Annotated in this window: 19 protein-coding genes; 11 read left to right on the forward strand and 8 right to left on the reverse strand. The window is 59.5% G+C overall.

Annotation, left to right across the window (positions count from 1 at the left end; all coding sequences use genetic code 11):
* The first annotated feature begins 94 nt into the window (after positions 1-94).
* The 9 genes from ACNAOT_RS16300 to ACNAOT_RS16340 all read left to right on the forward strand — a co-directional run bounded on the left by ACNAOT_RS16300 (position 95) and on the right by ACNAOT_RS16340 (position 8,353).
* The gene (locus tag ACNAOT_RS16300; RefSeq protein WP_420181183.1) at positions 95-388 is read left to right on the forward strand and encodes a TadE family protein; all 294 of its coding nucleotides are present in this window, start codon (positions 95-97) and stop codon (positions 386-388) included.
* Between the two features lie 89 nt (positions 389-477).
* Positions 478-1,404 carry a pilus assembly protein TadG-related protein gene (locus ACNAOT_RS16305; RefSeq protein WP_420178602.1) on the forward strand — a complete coding sequence of 309 codons (927 nt, stop codon included), beginning with the start codon at positions 478-480 and terminating at the stop codon, positions 1,402-1,404.
* Between the two features lie 38 nt (positions 1,405-1,442).
* Positions 1,443-2,210, forward strand: coding sequence for a Flp pilus assembly protein CpaB (gene cpaB / locus ACNAOT_RS16310; protein ID WP_420178603.1), 768 nt, complete (start codon positions 1,443-1,445; stop codon positions 2,208-2,210).
* Complete coding sequence (locus ACNAOT_RS16315) at positions 2,207-3,412, forward strand: AAA family ATPase (RefSeq protein WP_420178604.1); 1,206 nt, start codon at positions 2,207-2,209, stop codon at positions 3,410-3,412. The genes cpaB and ACNAOT_RS16315 overlap by 4 nt, the downstream gene beginning before the upstream one ends.
* Entirely contained in the window at positions 3,409-4,884 is a 1,476-nt protein-coding gene (locus ACNAOT_RS16320; RefSeq protein WP_420178605.1) for a CpaF family protein, read from the forward strand. The genes ACNAOT_RS16315 and ACNAOT_RS16320 overlap by 4 nt, the downstream gene beginning before the upstream one ends.
* Complete coding sequence (locus tag ACNAOT_RS16325; protein ID WP_420178606.1) at positions 4,881-5,834, forward strand: type II secretion system F family protein; 954 nt, start codon at positions 4,881-4,883, stop codon at positions 5,832-5,834. The genes ACNAOT_RS16320 and ACNAOT_RS16325 overlap by 4 nt, the downstream gene beginning before the upstream one ends.
* Positions 5,835-5,843: 9 nt before the next feature.
* Positions 5,844-6,722, forward strand: coding sequence for a type II secretion system F family protein (locus ACNAOT_RS16330; RefSeq protein WP_420178607.1), 879 nt, complete (start codon positions 5,844-5,846; stop codon positions 6,720-6,722).
* A gap of 19 nt (positions 6,723-6,741) precedes the next feature.
* The gene (locus tag ACNAOT_RS16335; protein ID WP_420178608.1) at positions 6,742-6,933 is read left to right on the forward strand and encodes a Flp family type IVb pilin; all 192 of its coding nucleotides are present in this window, start codon (positions 6,742-6,744) and stop codon (positions 6,931-6,933) included.
* A gap of 262 nt (positions 6,934-7,195) precedes the next feature.
* Positions 7,196-8,353 carry a S1 family peptidase gene (locus tag ACNAOT_RS16340; protein ID WP_420178609.1) on the forward strand — a complete coding sequence of 386 codons (1,158 nt, stop codon included), beginning with the start codon at positions 7,196-7,198 and terminating at the stop codon, positions 8,351-8,353.
* Positions 8,354-8,370: 17 nt separating this feature from the next.
* On the opposite strand, the gene truA is transcribed toward ACNAOT_RS16340, so the two are convergent.
* From truA to ACNAOT_RS16380, 8 genes are all read right to left on the reverse strand, one after another.
* Positions 8,371-9,261, reverse strand: a complete 891-nt coding sequence (gene truA / locus ACNAOT_RS16345; RefSeq protein ID WP_420178610.1) for a tRNA pseudouridine(38-40) synthase TruA — start codon at positions 9,259-9,261, stop codon at positions 8,371-8,373.
* A 32-nt stretch (positions 9,262-9,293) separates the two neighbouring features.
* Positions 9,294-9,854 (reverse strand): 50S ribosomal protein L17, encoded by a 561-nt coding sequence (gene rplQ / locus ACNAOT_RS16350; protein WP_091468982.1) that lies wholly within the window; start codon positions 9,852-9,854, stop codon positions 9,294-9,296.
* 66 nt (positions 9,855-9,920) lie between these two features.
* On the reverse strand, positions 9,921-10,931 hold the full coding sequence (locus ACNAOT_RS16355; protein ID WP_011775567.1) for a DNA-directed RNA polymerase subunit alpha: 1,011 nt from the start codon (positions 10,929-10,931) through the stop codon (positions 9,921-9,923).
* A gap of 149 nt (positions 10,932-11,080) precedes the next feature.
* A complete protein-coding gene (gene rpsK, locus ACNAOT_RS16360) occupies positions 11,081-11,482 on the reverse strand; it encodes a 30S ribosomal protein S11 (protein ID WP_014922380.1) in 402 nt (133 codons plus the stop codon).
* 51 nt (positions 11,483-11,533) lie between these two features.
* The gene (gene rpsM, locus ACNAOT_RS16365) at positions 11,534-11,911 is read right to left on the reverse strand and encodes a 30S ribosomal protein S13 (protein ID WP_011775569.1); all 378 of its coding nucleotides are present in this window, start codon (positions 11,909-11,911) and stop codon (positions 11,534-11,536) included.
* A 196-nt stretch (positions 11,912-12,107) separates the two neighbouring features.
* Entirely contained in the window at positions 12,108-12,221 is a 114-nt protein-coding gene (gene rpmJ, locus ACNAOT_RS16370) for a 50S ribosomal protein L36 (RefSeq protein ID WP_011775570.1), read from the reverse strand.
* A gap of 72 nt (positions 12,222-12,293) precedes the next feature.
* Complete coding sequence (gene infA / locus ACNAOT_RS16375) at positions 12,294-12,515, reverse strand: translation initiation factor IF-1 (protein WP_011775571.1); 222 nt, start codon at positions 12,513-12,515, stop codon at positions 12,294-12,296.
* Positions 12,516-12,710: 195 nt separating this feature from the next.
* The gene (locus tag ACNAOT_RS16380) at positions 12,711-13,727 is read right to left on the reverse strand and encodes a P1 family peptidase (RefSeq protein ID WP_420178612.1); all 1,017 of its coding nucleotides are present in this window, start codon (positions 13,725-13,727) and stop codon (positions 12,711-12,713) included.
* A 321-nt stretch (positions 13,728-14,048) separates the two neighbouring features.
* Here ACNAOT_RS16380 and ACNAOT_RS16385 point away from each other — a divergent pair, with 321 nt between their 5' ends.
* Entirely contained in the window at positions 14,049-15,029 is a 981-nt protein-coding gene (locus ACNAOT_RS16385; protein WP_420178613.1) for a carbohydrate ABC transporter permease, read from the forward strand.
* The gene (locus ACNAOT_RS16390; RefSeq protein WP_420178614.1) at positions 15,026-15,946 is read left to right on the forward strand and encodes a carbohydrate ABC transporter permease; all 921 of its coding nucleotides are present in this window, start codon (positions 15,026-15,028) and stop codon (positions 15,944-15,946) included. The genes ACNAOT_RS16385 and ACNAOT_RS16390 overlap by 4 nt, the downstream gene beginning before the upstream one ends.
* The last annotated feature ends 40 nt before the right edge of the window (positions 15,947-15,986 follow it).

The following is a 15,986-nucleotide window of genomic DNA, read 5'->3' on the forward strand; positions in this document are numbered from 1 at the left end:
TACCGTGAGGCGGAGCAAAATCAGGCCCGAGCGAGACCGCGGAGCCGTTGCAGTGGAGTTTGCATTAGTAGCACCTCTCCTCCTGCTTGTCCTTGTGGCCATTGTCGAATTTTCCTTCTTTTTCAATCTCCAGATCTCGGTTACCCAGGCAGCCCGCGAGGCAGCCAGGACCATGGCTGTCACGAACGATACAGGACAGGCCCAGGCCGCTGCGGTGGCAGGTGCTCCGAGCATCAATCTAGCTCCCGGAAACGTGAGTTTTTCAGGGGCGTGCAGCCCCGGGAACACAGTGCAGGCAACAGTCTCCTTCAGCTCGCCATCGCTCACGGGACTCTTCACTCCCTCACTTGCCGTGTCAGGACAGGGGGCCATGCGATGTGGTGGCTAGAGCGCAGATTCAAGGGTCAAGACAACCAACGTGGTGCCTCCGGCGTGCTGGTTGCGGTAATGGTGCTAGTACTTATTGGTGCCGGCGCCATGGCCGTTGACGTAGGACAGATCTACGCCGAACGTGCAGAGCTCCAGAACGGCGCGGATGCGGGTGCCTTGGCTGCGGCCCAGTTGTGCGCGTCAAGTGCAGGCTGCAGTCAAAGCAGTGCGAATGATGCAGCAAAGGCACTGGCCGACGATAATGCGCGGGATGGCATCTCCAACCTCCGATTCGTCGATCTCAGTGTCGCTAACAAGGTCACCGTCAGCACGTCAACCATTGACGGCACCAGCAACGCAGGCTTCCTCACAAAGATGTTCGCCAGCGCTTTGAATACAGGCCCTGCCACAGTGGGAGCCACTGCCACCGCAGCATTAGTACCCCCCGTAGCAGGTGGAGGGTTTCCTCTCGCTTTTTCAAATAAGTGCTGGGATCTGACCGGAACAAGTCCTACTGGAACTCTGCAGAAGATCTCGTGGAAGCCCGGCATCACTTGCACTAACCCGTCGGGGCACACAATTCCTGGGGGCTGGGGGTGGCTGGACGATCCAGATGGCGACTGCGAAGCGGTCACATCGATTGGGAACGTTGCCGGCTCGGATCCCGGCAATAATAAGCCGACTCAATGTGCTTCTGTTCTGCAGGGCTGGATCAGCACTCTTGCCAGCGGTGAAGACCTGGAAGTGCCATTCCCGGTTTTCGACACGGCCACCGGCTCAGGAAATAACGGCTCGTTCCACCTCATCGGCTATGCAACATTCAGCATCGAAGGCTGGAAATTCGGCCAAAACGGCGTCTATGAATACCGCAACACCACAGCAGCTCTAGGAAACTCCAAGCTCGCGTGCTCTGGGGGACCTGATCGCTGCATCATCGGGAAATTCGTCAAGTATGTGTCCATCGACGATTTCGAAGGCGGTGGGACCGGGTCTGGTGTGAATCTCGGCACCGTCGTCGTGAAACTCATCAAATAGCGGCCTGAATCCAAGACTGCATTTCGAAAGGGAAAGTAATGAAAGCTCGCCTACTGGGAGGCATCGCTGCGCTTGTCGTAGCCATCATTGGGACAGTGATGCTTGTGTTCTACGTCCAGGGCGCCGACAAGCGCGCTCTGGCCAACACAGAGACCGAAGACGTCTACGTTGTTCAGAAAGAGATCCCTGCCGGCACTTCTGCCGCAGAGTTTGGGGACTCAGTGATAAAAAAGTCTGTCCCCAAGTCAGCCGTTGCCAGCGACAGCGTCAGCAGCTTGGCGGGTCTTGGATCCAAAGTCTCGTCCATCGAATTTATCCCCGGTGAACAATTGCTTGCCTCACGATTGGTCGATCGCGACGCTCTGGTCGGCCGAGGCCGCGTAGAAGTACCCACCGGACTTCAGGAAATCACTCTAAAACTGCCCATTGAACGCGTCGTCGGGGGCAAATTGATCGCCGGCGACACCGTCGGTGTCATGCTGTCGGTCAAAGAGCACGAAAAGTCCAACAGTCCTGACCAGACCCAGTTAACGTTCCACAAGGTCCTTGTCACAGCTGTACAGGATGCCATGGGAACGGTCTCTGACGGTAGCAGTTCCGAGAGTGAGAACAGCGGCGGGCCCCTTAATGCAAACAAGAACTCCGGGCAAAACGGAGGGTATCTTGTGACCTTGGCCCGTCCGGACGTCGACGTCGAGAAAATCGTCTATGCCGCCGAATTCGGCACCATCTATCTGTCGAAGGAGCCTTCCGAAGCATCTGAAGGCACTTCAGGCGTCCTGGACCGGGGGAGGTTGTTCAAATGAGCCGGTTCGTATTGATCACAGCAGATCACGACTTTGAAAAGCTGGTACGCACAGCCACGGCAGGCATGAGTGGAAGCCTTCAGTGGTTCAAAGCAGACTATCTTCCGGAAGGGCCCCGGGACATCCTCGACCAGCTCTTGGGGGAGCCACCCGAAGTCTTCATCCTGGGACCCGGATTGAACCTCGGCGAGTCCCTGAAACTCGCGTCCCTGATGGACTTACAGTTCCCCGAAATCAGTGTTGTCCTCGCAGCTACGCAAACCGCTGAACTGGTGTTGGGCGCCATGCGGTCAGGCGTCCGCGACATCCTCTCGCCCAGCGCAGACGTCGATGACATCCGGGTGATGGTGGAGAGGGCAAGCTTGGCGGCAGCTGGAAGGCGGCGCGGACTTGCCCCGAGCTCCGCAGAGGGTGCCGGTCACGGATCCGGCGGCCGCATTATCGCTGTAATGTCCCCGAAGGGTGGCGTCGGCAAGACGACTGTGGCGACCAACCTGGCAGTTGGACTTGGCCTGGTTGCTCCGATGGGCGTTGTGATCGTCGATCTTGATTTGCAATTCGGCGATGTCGGCAGTGGATTGCTTTTGGATCCGGAGAGAACCATCACTGACGCCGTTTTGGGGCCAGCAAGCCAGGACGCAATGGTTCTGAAAACGTACCTAAGTGTCCACCCAGCAAGCATCTATGCTCTATGTGCCCCCCGCAATCCCGTCGAGATGGACAAAATCAACGCAGGCCACGTAACTCGCCTTCTGGAACAATTGCGTCACGAGTTCCAGTATGTGGTGATCGATACGGCCCCCGGCCTTGGTGAACACGTCTTAGCGGCTTTGGAATGTGCTACAGACGCGGTATGGGTTTGCGGGATGGATATTCCGAGCATTCGCGGATTAAGGACCGGTCTGCAGGTCCTCGACGAGCTGCAACTTCTCCCCCAGCATCGCCACGTCATTCTCAACATGGCTGACCATAAGAGCGGCCTGGCACTCAAGGATGTTGAGTCCACGATCGGCGTGCCGGTTGACATAGTTATCCCCCGTTCACGCACGCTGCCGTACTCGACCAACAAGGGTGTGCCGCTACTACAGGATGGTTCCCGGGATGCGGCAATCAAGGGCCTGCGCCTACTCGTCAACCGGTTCAAACCGAACTGGGATGAGAGATCACGCAAGCAGGTTCACAGAAGGGCGGTTGTCAGATGAGCCTCTCCCGCAGACTCGAAAACCACCGCAACCCAGGCAACTCCGGAACCGGGCCGAACCAACCACAAAGCTCACCCGCCGCTCCGGAGGTAGCCGCAACGCTTGGTCATATCCAGGAAGTCCGCACAGCCGAGGCAGCCAATAGCTCCCTCCAAGAAGACGCGGTACCTTCCACGATTTTGGCGAGTGGGGCGCTCACAGGTCTTAAGGAGCGAGCAGTTGCCGCACTCTATGAGCGTTTGGGCTCGAGACTGACCGACTCCACCCTCAACGAGACAGAGCTTAACCAATACGTCCGAGACGAACTCCGACTCGTCGTTGACGAGGAACAAGTTCCTCTGAGTTCTTCTGAAAGGCAGCGTCTGACATCAGAAATTCTGGATGACGTCATGGGACATGGGGCTATCCAACGATTCTTGAATGACCCTGCCGTCACAGAAGTCATGGTTAATCGCTATGACAGCATCTATGTGGAACGTGGCGGACGGCTTTACAAGACGGAAGCCCGCTTCACTTCGGATGAAGCCCTTCGAAGAGTCATCGAGCGCATTGTTTCCCGAGTGGGACGGCGCATTGACGAATCGTCGCCACTTGTGGACGCTCGTTTGGCCGATGGTTCCCGCGTCAACGCAATTATCCCGCCGTTGGCGGTCAATGGGCCCTCTTTGACGATCCGTAAGTTCGGACGGGAGGCCTTGACTGTCGCGAAGCTCATCGAGTTCGGCAGCATGTCACTGGAAATGGCTGAGCTCCTTAATGCTTGCGTGCTGGCACGCATGAACATCATCGTCTCTGGCGGTACAGGTACAGGGAAGACCACGCTCTTGAATGTTCTGTCTTCCTTCATTCCGGCTGAGGACCGCATCGTCACCATCGAGGATGCGGTGGAACTTCAACTCCAGCAAGAGCACGTGGTCCGGCTTGAGAGCAGGCCGCCCAATATTGAGGGCGAAGGCGAGGTGACCATCCGTGATCTAGTGCGCAACTCGCTTCGCATGCGACCAGACCGCATCGTGGTCGGAGAAGTTCGCGGTGGCGAGTCCTTGGACATGCTGCAGGCCATGAACACAGGGCATGATGGCTCTATCTCAACGGTTCATGCGAATTCTCCGCGCGACGCCGTCGCGAGGCTCGAGACACTGGTGTTGATGTCCGGCATGGACTTGCCACTCCGTGCAGTCCGCGAGCAGATAGCGTCCGCTGTGAACCTCATAGTTCATATCAGCCGCTTAAGGGACGGTACTCGACGCATAACCCACATCACGGAAGTGCAGGGCATGGAAGGAGACATTGTTACCCTACAGGACGCCTTCGTCTTCGATTATTCGGCTGGCCTGGATGCGAATGGACGCTTCTTGGGTAGAACAATTCCAACCGGTGTCAGACCGCGATTTACCGAACGGTTTGCAGACCTTGGTATCCCCATTTCTCCTGCAATCTTCGGCTCTCTGATTCCCGGAGGTCCACGATGAGCGTGATCTGGAACTCACCCATAGTCATGGTGATCGGACTCGGACTGGTCTACCTCTCCTTGATGCTGCTAGTGGGGGTTGTCCTGAAATCACGGCGGACCATCGACTTGGAGCGCAGACAGCCGAAGACGCAGTCCAGCCAGTCAGCTCTGGCTGTACTCACCGACTCCACAAAGGGAATGATTGAGTCAAGGCTTAGGACTCATCCGGGCGGGCTGCTGTCACAGGCCACCTTGGACGCCGCCGGCCTCAAAAAACAGGCTTCCGACTACGTTGTTATCTCCGGGGTTGTTGTCCTCATTACCGGAGTGCTCGGCCTTTCGCTAGGCGGTCCCGTCATGGGTTTGCTCTTCTGCCTCCTTGCCGTAATCGGGTTATTCGCAACCCTTCGGCTCCTGACCTCGCGACGCAGATCAAAGTTCGAAGTACAGGTGCCCGACATGCTGCAGCTCCTGACCGGCGGGATGAGGGCGGGACACAGTCTCTTGCGCGCAGTGGACGCCGCTGCGCGGGAGTCCGAATCACCTATGGCTGAAGAACTCAGCAGGGTCGTGAACGAAAATCGTATCGGACGGGATCTGGGCGGGTCGTTGAACGACGTTGCCCAGAGAACCCAGAGCGAGGATTTCGCCTGGATTGCCCAAGCCATTGAAATTCACCGTGAAGTCGGCGGCGATCTCGCCGAGGTGTTGGACCATGTAGGGGAAACAATCCGGGACCGCAATCAGATACGGCGGCAGGTAAGGGCGCTTAGTGCAGAAGGCCGTATGTCAGCACTGGTACTGCTGGCTCTGCCAGTGGTGATGTTCTTTGCACTGATGCTGATTAATCCAACTTACGCCCAAACCTTCACGTCAACACTGCCCGGCTACCTGATGATTGCCGCGTCTGTGGTGATGCTGGGTCTGGGATCCCTATGGCTCAGCCGTCTCATCAAACCTCAGTATTAGGAGCTGTCCATGAACTTGTTCGGTTATGCAGCAGTGCTTTGCATCATTGCGCCCATCTCATGGATGGTGTGGCTCGCGGTTACCAGCGATCGCGCCGGGATCCGGAGCATCCGTGCAAATCTCTCCCAAAGGTCGGCCACCGCTTCCGGCAAACCTGCCACGTCGGCCCAATGGATCACGTTGACCGCTCGACGAGTAACACCCGACGGCTACGTGGCATGGCTTGACAAGCAGCTTGCCGGAGCCGGTCGGCCCAAAGAGTGGCCGCTCCCACGCGTCTTGGTTGTTAAGCCCTTACTCGCTTTGGCTGGTGCTGGCCTGGGCGTCCTCCTGTATCTGGGCGATCCCTCCACGGGTAAGTTCCTTCTTGGTCTGGCTATCGTGGTCCTCTCCTATTTCGTACCGGACCTCCTGATCCGTTCGAACGCCGATAAGCGCCGCAACGCCATTCAAATGGAGCTTCCCAACACTCTTGATCAAATGCTGATTTCAGTTCAGGCTGGCTTAGGATTCGAGGCATCCATGGCAAGGACCGCGGCCAACAGTTCCGGACCATTGGCAGACGAACTAACCAGAACTCTCCAAGACATCCAAGTGGGCCGTAGCCGGAAGGAAGCCTATTTGGATATGTCATCCCGCATCGATGTACCGGACGTCCGTAGCTTCGTCCGGGCTATTGTCCAAGCTGATGCCTATGGGATTGCCATCGCAAAGGTACTCAAAGCACAGGCGCAAGAGATGCGTACCAAGAGGCGGCAGAGGGCGGAGGAACATGCCATGAAGATCCCCGTCAAAATTCTGTTCCCTTTGATCTTTTGTATCTTCCCGACGCTGTTCATCATCCTGCTAGGCCCAGCAGTGATGAGCATCATCAAGGCTTTCTCTTAGTAGCGGAGAGCGAGCAATCATGTCGAAAAGGCTGAGTCGCATTGTCCTTGGATTAAATGCCGAGGACGGTGCGACAGCCACGGAGTACTCGATCCTTGCAGGCTTCATGGCTGCAGTGATCGTCGCCGGAGCCAGGCTATTGGGGTTGGCGGTTGGTGGATACTTCAACGACCTCACCAATGGTGTCAAAGCCGCGCTCGGGCTGCCCTAAAAACCGGCCGTTCGCGGATCCCAGACCACGGGCGGCCACAACGGCCCCCTTCCGGTACCCAGAGCCGGGAGGGGGTCCTCCAACAGGCCCACCACCAGTAACTACTCCCGCGCAAACGAGTACCTGCTGCAGGTTTCAGGTATCACTCCTACCGGAAGTCGAGTACGCCCTACTCGTGTCAAGACGAGAGCCACTCTTTTACACTCCATGTACAGCCTGGGATCCGCCCAACGTCTGCCCACATCAAAGCCTAGGAATGATCATGAAAAGGTCAGAGACGGTCAAGAAGCCGGAAAAGAAGCTGACGGTACCGGCTGCGTTGGCGGCACTGGTAGCTGCACCACTCCTGGTCGCGTCACCTGCCGCAGCCGACATCAATGCGGACACCATAGACAAGTCCATTGTGTGGGTCGACAGTGCGTGGAGCGCCTCCGTCCAGGTTCCGTTCAAAGACGGCACCACCGAAACATTCAAGACCACCGTCTACGCCTATTGCACGGGATGGTTCGTTAGTGACACCGGGCATGTGGCAACTGCCGGCCACTGTGTGGAAGCTGATGACGGACTTCGCGTCAGCGTCTACTCCAACATCATAGAAGAGCAGGGCCTGACCGGAGTCAAGGCTGCGGACGTTGACTGGCCAATGACCTTGGGCGATCCTTCAATCAAAATTGACCAACCCTCTGGCATCGACGGTGGAGTCCTTAGCGGAAAGACTGCCATCACGGCGCAATTGATCGCAAAACAGGGATTTGAGAAAGGTGACAACGCCCTCCTGCGCATCGCGGATATGAAAGACACCCCTGCGTTGTCGATCGGTTCGGAAGCGCCAAAGGTCCGCGAGAAGGTTACCTCCATCGGCTTTCCTGATCTCGTAGGCTCCACCTCGGATGTGGAAAGGCAAAAGCCGTCCTATCGATCCGGTGCGGTCAGCTCACGCAGTTATTCAACTCAAGGCGTTCCCCGTACCGAAATCGATACCGACATCACTCCCGGCATGTCGGGTGGGCCCTCGATGAATGAAGAGGGGCAGGTTATTGGCATCAATTCCGCCTACGTATACCAAGGGGCGGGGCAGGCCAACTACATCACCGACACGCAAACGCTCCGTGACTTCCTGACCGCCAACGGAGTCAAATTGGTTGAGTCGGCATCGCAGTCCGCTACCCCTGCGGCTGCCATTGAGAACCCGACTGCAGTCACATCAAGCGGACCTGAGATTCCGCTGTGGATGATCGTGACAGTGGTAGGCCTCGTGCTCGCACTTGCCGTCATGGCAGTTTTCCTGTCCCGAGCAATGCGCAAACAACCACGGACAGCACCTGCAGCTGCTTTGCCCGCCGGAGCACAGCTGCCCTGGGTACAAGAACCAACTCGCCCGGAGGATGGACCGCGTCGTGAAGGCGGGCAACCCCTATAGCTCATCGACAGAAAGGGCTACTCCCGGCGCGCCCGAGTCAGCTCCGCGCGAGCCAGCAACTCGCTGTCGGACGGGTAAGCAACTTCCTCCAGCACCAAGGGATGCGGCGCAGCGAGAACAGACTTGGCATCGCGCTTCCGTTCCAGGAGCCGCGAGTGCAGCCAACCAGGAGTTTCCAATCCCTCCCCCACGCGGAGCGCAGAACCAACCAGGGACCGCACCATGTTGTGGCAGAACGCATCGGCCTGCACCGTGGCAACAATAACGTCGTCGCTTCCACGCGCAAACGAGAACTGCTGCAGCTCGCGGATGGTCGTGGCTCCCTCGCGGGGTTTGCAATAGGAACGGAAATCCTGGAGGCCCAGCAACGAACTGGCCCCTTCGTTCATGAGCGCAACGTCCAACGGCGCCTTATGCCACAAAGTAATCCCGCGCAGAACCGGGTCCCAGCCTTCCGGACCGTCGGCTATGCGGTAACTGTATCTCCGCCACAACGCTGAGAAGCGGGCGTCGAAGCCCTCGGGCGCCAGACCGGCGTCGTGCACTTCAATAGCACCCGTCAGGTCACCGAGAATTCGGCTCAAGGCGCCACGGAGGCGGCGCAAGAGCGCAGCGCCGGGATCAAGTTCGTGCCCCCGCGGCAGCGACAGCCACTCGGCTTCGCTCAGGTCCAGGTGAACCACTTGGCCCCGGGCGTGGACTCCGGCGTCGGTCCTGCCGGCAACCGTCACGCGGATCGGGCGCTGCAGGAGAAGCGCCAAGGCCTCTTCCACGGATCCTTGAACGGTGCGAAGACCGGGCTGCAGGGCCCACCCATTGAAAGGGCCGCCGTCGTAGGAAAGATCCAGCCGGACACGCAAAAACCCGCCGCCCCCCATGACGGGGGCAGCGGGTTTTCGTTCGTTCATAGACTTAAGTCTACTGTGAAGAATTCAGTGAATTACTTCTTGTCCTCAGCGGCCGGAGCCTCTTCGGTCTCAGCAGCTTCAGCTTCAGCAGCTTCTGCCTCAGCGGCCGGAGCCTCTTCGGTTTCAGCAGCTTCGGTTTCTGCGGTTTCGGTCTCAACGACCTCTTCCTCGGCAGCCGGAGCAGCCTTGGCAGCGGCAGCGGTTGCTTCAGCAACAACGGCCTGCTTCGGGGAAACCGGCTCGAGAACGAGCTCGATGACAGCCATGGGAGCGTTGTCGCCCTTGCGGTTGCCGATCTTGGTGATGCGGGTGTAGCCACCATCGCGGTTAGCAACGGCGCCGGCGATGTCGGTGAACAGCTCGTGGACAACGCCCTTGTCGCTGATCAGGCCGAGAACGCGGCGGCGGGAAGCGAGGTCGCCACGCTTGGCGAAGGTGACCAGACGCTCTGCGTACGGCTTGAGGCGCTTGGCCTTGGTGACCGTGGTGGTGATGCGCTTGTGCTCAAAAAGAGCAGCTGCCAGGTTCGCGAGCATCAGGCGCTCGTGAGCCGGGCCGCCTCCGAGGCGCGGACCCTTAGTGGGGGTAGGCATAGTTATTTCTCCTGTTATGTAAGCCGGTCAGGTCCATCGCTGGACCTGGCGGCCAAGATCTGCTGTTTAGAGCTCGTCGTCGCTGAACGCGGCGTCGTCCTCTTCGATGGCTGCGGCGCGGGCTGCGAGATCGAAACCGGGAGGGGAGTCTTTGAGGGACAGACCCAGTTCCACGAGCTTTGCCTTGACCTCGTCAATGGACTTCGCACCGAAGTTACGAATGTCCATCAGGTCAGCCTCGGAGCGGGCAACGAGTTCACCCACGGTGTGGATGCCCTCACGCTTGAGGCAGTTGTAGGAACGGACGGTGAGGTCCAGATCCTCGATCGGCAGAGCCATGTCCGCTGCCAGGGCAGCGTCCGTCGGCGACGGGCCAATCTCGATACCTTCAGCTGCGGTGTTCAGCTCACGAGCCAGACCGAACAGTTCCACCAAGGTGGTGCCTGCGGAAGCGACAGCATCGCGCGGGGCGATGGCCTGCTTGGTCTCGACGTCGACAATGAGCTTGTCGAAGTCGGTGCGCTGCTCAACACGGGTAGCTTCCACGCGGAAAGTTACCTTCATGACCGGCGAGTAGATCGAGTCAACCGGAATACGGCCGATCTCGGAGTCGCCGGACTTGTTCTGAGCTGCCGAAACGTAGCCACGGCCGCGCTCGATGGTCAGTTCGAGTTCGAACTTGCCCTTCGAGTTCAGAGTGGCAATGTGCAGATCCGGGTTGTGGAATTCGACGCCGGCCGGCGGAGCGATGTCCGCGGCGGTGACGACTCCGGGGCCCTGCTTGCGCAGGTAAGCAACAACCGGCTCATCGTGCTCGGAGGAAACCGAAAGGTTCTTGATGTTCAGGATGATCTCGGTGACATCTTCCTTGACACCCGGAACCGTGGTGAACTCGTGCAGCACGCCATCGATCCGGATGCTGGTTACAGCGGCACCGGGGATGGAGGAGAGCAGGGTACGGCGGAGGGAGTTTCCGAGGGTGTAGCCGAAGCCCGGCTCCAGCGGTTCAATGATGAAACGGGAGCGGTTCTCGGATACAACTTCTTCAGACAGGGTGGGGCGCTGTGCAATGAGCACTTAGGTTTCCTTTCGGCGAGCATCCGCTATATGACGCAACACAGGTGGTGGAAATCGGCTTCGGTTTCCAGCCTGACCAGCCGGGCCATGCTGATGGATGATCGAAACCATCCATAGCAGGCCCGGCCGGTCAGGCGGGGAAGACCTAATTAGACGCGGCGGCGCTTCGGCGGGCGGCAACCGTTGTGGGCGCTGGGGGTGACGTCCTGGATGGAGCCAACCTCGAGGCCAGCGGCCTGAAGCGAACGGATTGCGGTTTCGCGTCCGGATCCCGGGCCCTTGACGAATACGTCAACCTTGCGCAGACCGTGCTCCTGAGCGCGCTTTGCAGCAGCTTCGGCAGCCATCTGGGCAGCGAACGGGGTGGACTTACGGGAGCCCTTGAAGCCAACCTCACCGGCGGAAGCCCATGAGATTACAGCACCGTTCGGGTCCGTGATGGACACGATGGTGTTGTTAAAGGTGCTCTTGATGTGCGCCTGGCCAAGCGCAATATTCTTCTTATCCTTGCGACGCGGCTTACGAACCGCTCCACGAGTCTTCGGGGGCATTGTTTCTCCTACAGAAAGTTATCGGGGGAAAACCGGATCAATCCCGAGGGATTAACGTCCGGCCTTCTTCTTGCCGGCGACGGTGCGCTTCGGGCCCTTACGGGTACGAGCGTTGGTCTTCGTACGCTGTCCGCGTACGGGCAGGCCCTTGCGGTGGCGCAGGCCTTCGTAGCTGCCGATCTCTACCTTGCGGCGGATGTCAGCGGCTACCTCGCGGCGAAGGTCACCCTCAACCTTGTAGTTGCCTTCAATGTAGTCACGCAGCTGGACCAGCTCGGCGTCAGTCAGGTCCTTGACGCGAACGTCAGCGCTGATGCCGGTGGCAGCCAGGGTTTCGTGTGCACGGGTCTTGCCCACGCCGTAGATGTAAGTAAGCGCAATTTCCAACCGCTTTTCGCGGGGAATGTCTACGCCAGCGAGACGAGCCATAGTGGCAGTACTCCTTGAATAAACCGGAGGTCGTAGGCAGTACACCCACACGTTCAGTGTGGCCCCAGCCTCCGACCGGGGGTTCGCTGACCAGGCTCTGTAATGCAGTCCTGGCACAGCTTGTGCTGCCTTTATTTACTTGCGTGGGCTAGCAGCCCAGGTTTGTCCTCGCGGACGCTGATTCCCGAAAGGGGAATTAGCCCTGGCGCTGCTTGTGGCGCGGGTTCTCGCAGATCACCATGACCCGGCCGTTACGGCGGATCACTTTGCACTTGTCGCAGATCTGCTTGACGCTCGGCTTGACCTTCATGGCGTTCCTTTGCGTGTTTTGCAGTTGATCTGCTGGAGCGGCTTAGGCACTATTGCCTTGCCGCCCAGCAATTTACTTGTAGCGGTAGACGATACGACCACGTGTGAGGTCGTATGGGCTCAGCTCCACCACTACCCGGTCCTCGGGGAGGATTCGAATGTAGTGCTGTCGCATCTTCCCAGAGATGTGTGCGAGAACGACGTGCTTATTGGTGAGCTCAACACGAAACATCGCATTGGGCAGCGCCTCAGTCACAACGCCCTCGATCTCAATGACCCCGTCCTTCTTGGCCATATCCTCCGCTAACTGTTGTTTGCCGCCGTCCTCCAGTTAGGCACCGAAGATCCAGCGGACGTTTTTTGTTTGCTTGGCCCTCTTGGAACCACGACACTAAAAAGGGCGTGGCTGCACAGACAACCAACAAATAACTCTACGCCAATGAGGCCGGAAAGTTAAATCCGTCTATGGTAGCGCACCTGCCTCCAGCCGTCACTCCCCCGCTTGCCGATACCGGGGGAAGTCACCCGCCGCCGTCGAAACGCTTTCGGCTGCCAGGACGGCGTCGAGAATCGCCAGCCGAACAGCTTCCGCAGCGGCGCTTTGGAGCGTTATCAGCGACACCTGCCGCGCCTGTTCAGTGCTGCGGTCAAGCCCGACGGCGCCAGTCGCCAGCGCGAACACGGTGTCACCGTCCGCCAAAGTATGGGACGGATCCAACGCCCGGGCCAAGCCCGCATGCCCGGCAGAAGCAGTCCGCTTGCACTCAGCCACATCGAGTACGGCATTCGTCGCAATCACCACCAACGTGGTGTTGAGCCCCTGCGGCGGGGCCGTGAAGGGCGCACCCGGCTGATCCTGCGGGCCTGGGGCCCGGCGGCGCGCGTCTAAGGGAGGCACGACCGAGCGCGCAGAGGGCTGCAGGTCCGCAGGGCCAAACACAGGCACACCCAGCGCGTTCACCACCGCAATGGCTCCAACGATCACCCCGCCTTCAAGAGTGATGGACGACGTACCGATCCCGCCCTTGAACTGGCCGCGCGCAACGACGGCCCCGGCCCCGGCACCCACGTTTCCACGCTCGACGGCGGCATGGTCGCCTGAGGCGAAGGCTGCGGCGGCTGCCTGGTAGCCCATGTCGGCGCCGGGTCGCGCTTTGACGTCGCCACCGCGCCCGAGGTCGAAAATGGCGGCTGCCGGCACAATCGGCACCACAGTCCCGGGAACAGCGAAACCTCTGCCCTGCTCCTCACACCACAGCTGCGCCCCACCCGCGGAGGCCAGTCCAAACGCGCTACCCCCGGTCAGCACTACGGCATCCACGGTGGAAACCAGCGTTGTCGGATCCAGGGCATCTGTCTCGTGAGTCCCCGGACCCCCGCCGCGCACATCCACGGACCCCACCGTCCCCACAGGCGGAAGCACCACAGTAACCCCGGACAACCACCCCTCCCCCACCCTCTGCACATGCCCAACCCGTATGCCAGCAACATCGGTGATCGAATTCATGGCTCCATTCTCCACCTGGAAAGGCGCCCAACGCTGCGGGCGGGCTGGGCCCCGGCAGCGCGCGTCTAAGGGAGGCACGACCGAGCGCGCAGAGGGGCTCAGCCCGCCCGCAGGGCAAGGACACATGGAAAGTGGGAGCCGGGCCTCGAATTCGAACACGCGAGTAACGCCGCGTAAACGGCTCTGGAAGTGTCAGCCAACTATCGGTACGGGGCACCCTTTTCGTCCGGTCGGTGACTTTCGGTGTGGTGAGCTAGGCCTGTCTTCGCCGCCCCGGTCCGGGAGCTGGCGCCCGCCTTGGCCCAAAACCGTTAGTGACTCATGACTACCCGACAGATTCAAAGCAGCAGTGCTGCACCTGCTGGCAGGCCGGATTCCACGCCGCCGGTCGACGCCGCCCGGCCCCGTCCGGGGAGACGGCGCTGGTCCGGCCGCAGCCGCAAGGACTTCCTGGTCTTCCTGGCCATGGCCCTGCCCAACCTCGTGCTGATCGGCACGTTCACCTATTGGCCGCTGATCAATAACATCTACTATTCAACGTTGGATTGGACGCTCGGCTCGGCTTCGGCCACGGTTGTTGGGCTGCAGAACTACGTCACGTTCTTCACCAGTGAGGATGCGTCCAAGGTCCTGGGGACTACGGCTATCTTCACCCTGGTGACGGTGGGCGGTTCGATGGTCCTCGGCCTATTGGTTGCCCTTGCTTTGAACTCCAAAGTCCGCGGCACCACGTTCGCCCGTTCCGCGGTGTTCGCGCCCTATGTGCTGTCCGGTGTGGGTGTTGGCTTGGTGTGGTTGTTTATCTTCGATCCCGGCTACGGAGTGCTCGCCTGGGTCCTGCGCGGCCTTGGACAACAGAGCCCGCAGTGGATCAACGATCCCCAGCTCTCGTTGGTGATGGTCATCATCGTGTACATCTGGAAGAACCTGGGCTACTGTGCCGTGGTCTATCTGGCGGGCCTGCAGTCCTTGCCCCGCGACGTGATGGAAGCTGCGGCGTTGGACGGCGCCAACAGCGCGCGGAGATTTTTCAACATTTCCATGCCTTTGCTCTCCCCCACCACGTTCTTCCTGCTGATCACCACGATGCTGAGTTCATTGCAGGCCTTCGACCTCATCCGGATCATGACTCCGTTGGGCAACGGCACCAGCACGCTGATTTACGAGGCGTACTTGCAGGCGTTCGGCGCCTACAACCGGGCAGGCTACTCTGCGGCGATTTCGGTGATCCTTTTCGCGATCCTACTGATCATTACTGTTCTTCAACTGCGGCTCGTTGAGCGAAAGGTCCACTACTCATGAGCGCTCCCTCACCCGCCGTCGTCGTTGATCCCCCGCAAGAGGCCGCACAGCCAGCCGCACAGCATGAGCGTCCGCGCCCCTTCTCCAGCGCAAACCTCCTCCAGACAGTGGCTACCGGCTACATTCCATTGATCATTGCCACGCTTGTGGTGTTCCTGCCGTTGCTCTGGATGTTGTTGAGTTCCTTCAAGCAACCGGGCGAGATCGTCGCCATGGATCTGAAGATCCTGCCTGAGTCCCTGAACCTGGAGAACTATGCCACGGCCATGACCACGGTCCCGTTCGCACAGTTCTTCGCCAACAGCCTGATTGTTACGGTGGTGGGTTCGAGCATCAAGGTCGTCCTGGCGATTCTGACGGCTTACGCGCTGGTGTTTGTTCGCTTCCCGTTCAAGAACGTGATCTTCGTGCTGATCCTTGTGGCCCTCATGGTCCCTGCGCAGGTCTCCATCCTGCCCAACTACATCCTGATCGCGGGGATGGGCGGCAAAAACACTCTGTGGGGCATCATCCTTCCAGGCCTGGGGACGGCGTTCGGTACCTTCCTGCTCCGACAACACTTCCTGACCCTGCCACCATCGATCCTCGAAGCAGCTGAAATCGACGGTGCGGGTCACTGGCGCCGGCTGTGGCAGATCATCGTCCCGGTCTCGGTGCCATCGATCGCGACGGTTGCGCTGGTAACCGTGGTCAGCGAATGGAACGACTACATCTGGCCTCTCATCATCACTGACCGCCCCGAAACCATGACGCTCCCTGTGGGCCTGACCCTGCTGCAGAACTCGGAAGGCAATGGGGCCGGTTGGGGAATCCTCATGGCCGGCGCCGTACTGGTTATCGTTCCCATTCTGCTGGTGTTCGCAGCGCTCCAGCGCTACATCGTTGCCGGCCTGACCCAAGGCAGTGTCACCGGCTGATTTTCTCCCACCGCACCATCCGCATCGAAGTACGTTATTG

The organism is Paenarthrobacter sp. TA1.8 (assembly GCF_048595705.1).
GTDB classification, from domain to species: Bacteria; Actinomycetota; Actinomycetes; order Actinomycetales; family Micrococcaceae; genus Arthrobacter; species Arthrobacter nitroguajacolicus.

Excerpts from the sequence above, each read along its gene's own strand:
- ACNAOT_RS16305 (WP_420178602.1), top strand. The coding sequence starts at position 478 with ATGGCCGTTGACGTAGGACAGATCTACGCCGAACGTGCAGAGCTCCAG.
- cpaB (WP_420178603.1), top strand. The coding sequence starts at position 1,443 with ATGAAAGCTCGCCTACTGGGAGGCATCGCTGCGCTTGTCGTAGCCATC.
- ACNAOT_RS16315 (WP_420178604.1), top strand. The coding sequence starts at position 2,207 with ATGAGCCGGTTCGTATTGATCACAGCAGATCACGACTTTGAAAAGCTG.
- ACNAOT_RS16320 (WP_420178605.1), top strand. The coding sequence starts at position 3,409 with ATGAGCCTCTCCCGCAGACTCGAAAACCACCGCAACCCAGGCAACTCC.
- ACNAOT_RS16325 (WP_420178606.1), top strand. The coding sequence starts at position 4,881 with ATGAGCGTGATCTGGAACTCACCCATAGTCATGGTGATCGGACTCGGA.
- ACNAOT_RS16330 (WP_420178607.1), top strand. The coding sequence starts at position 5,844 with ATGAACTTGTTCGGTTATGCAGCAGTGCTTTGCATCATTGCGCCCATC.
- ACNAOT_RS16335 (WP_420178608.1), top strand. The coding sequence starts at position 6,742 with ATGTCGAAAAGGCTGAGTCGCATTGTCCTTGGATTAAATGCCGAGGAC.
- ACNAOT_RS16340 (WP_420178609.1), top strand. The coding sequence starts at position 7,196 with ATGAAAAGGTCAGAGACGGTCAAGAAGCCGGAAAAGAAGCTGACGGTA.
- truA (WP_420178610.1), bottom strand. The coding sequence starts at position 9,261 with ATGAACGAACGAAAACCCGCTGCCCCCGTCATGGGGGGCGGCGGGTTT.
- rplQ (WP_091468982.1), bottom strand. The coding sequence starts at position 9,854 with ATGCCTACCCCCACTAAGGGTCCGCGCCTCGGAGGCGGCCCGGCTCAC.
- rpsK (WP_014922380.1), bottom strand. The coding sequence starts at position 11,482 with ATGCCCCCGAAGACTCGTGGAGCGGTTCGTAAGCCGCGTCGCAAGGAT.
- rpsM (WP_011775569.1), bottom strand. The coding sequence starts at position 11,911 with ATGGCTCGTCTCGCTGGCGTAGACATTCCCCGCGAAAAGCGGTTGGAA.
- rpmJ (WP_011775570.1), bottom strand. The coding sequence starts at position 12,221 with ATGAAGGTCAAGCCGAGCGTCAAGCAGATCTGCGACAAGTGCAAAGTG.
- infA (WP_011775571.1), bottom strand. The coding sequence starts at position 12,515 with ATGGCCAAGAAGGACGGGGTCATTGAGATCGAGGGCGTTGTGACTGAG.
- ACNAOT_RS16380 (WP_420178612.1), bottom strand. The coding sequence starts at position 13,727 with ATGAATTCGATCACCGATGTTGCTGGCATACGGGTTGGGCATGTGCAG.
- ACNAOT_RS16385 (WP_420178613.1), top strand. The coding sequence starts at position 14,049 with ATGACTACCCGACAGATTCAAAGCAGCAGTGCTGCACCTGCTGGCAGG.
- ACNAOT_RS16390 (WP_420178614.1), top strand. The coding sequence starts at position 15,026 with ATGAGCGCTCCCTCACCCGCCGTCGTCGTTGATCCCCCGCAAGAGGCC.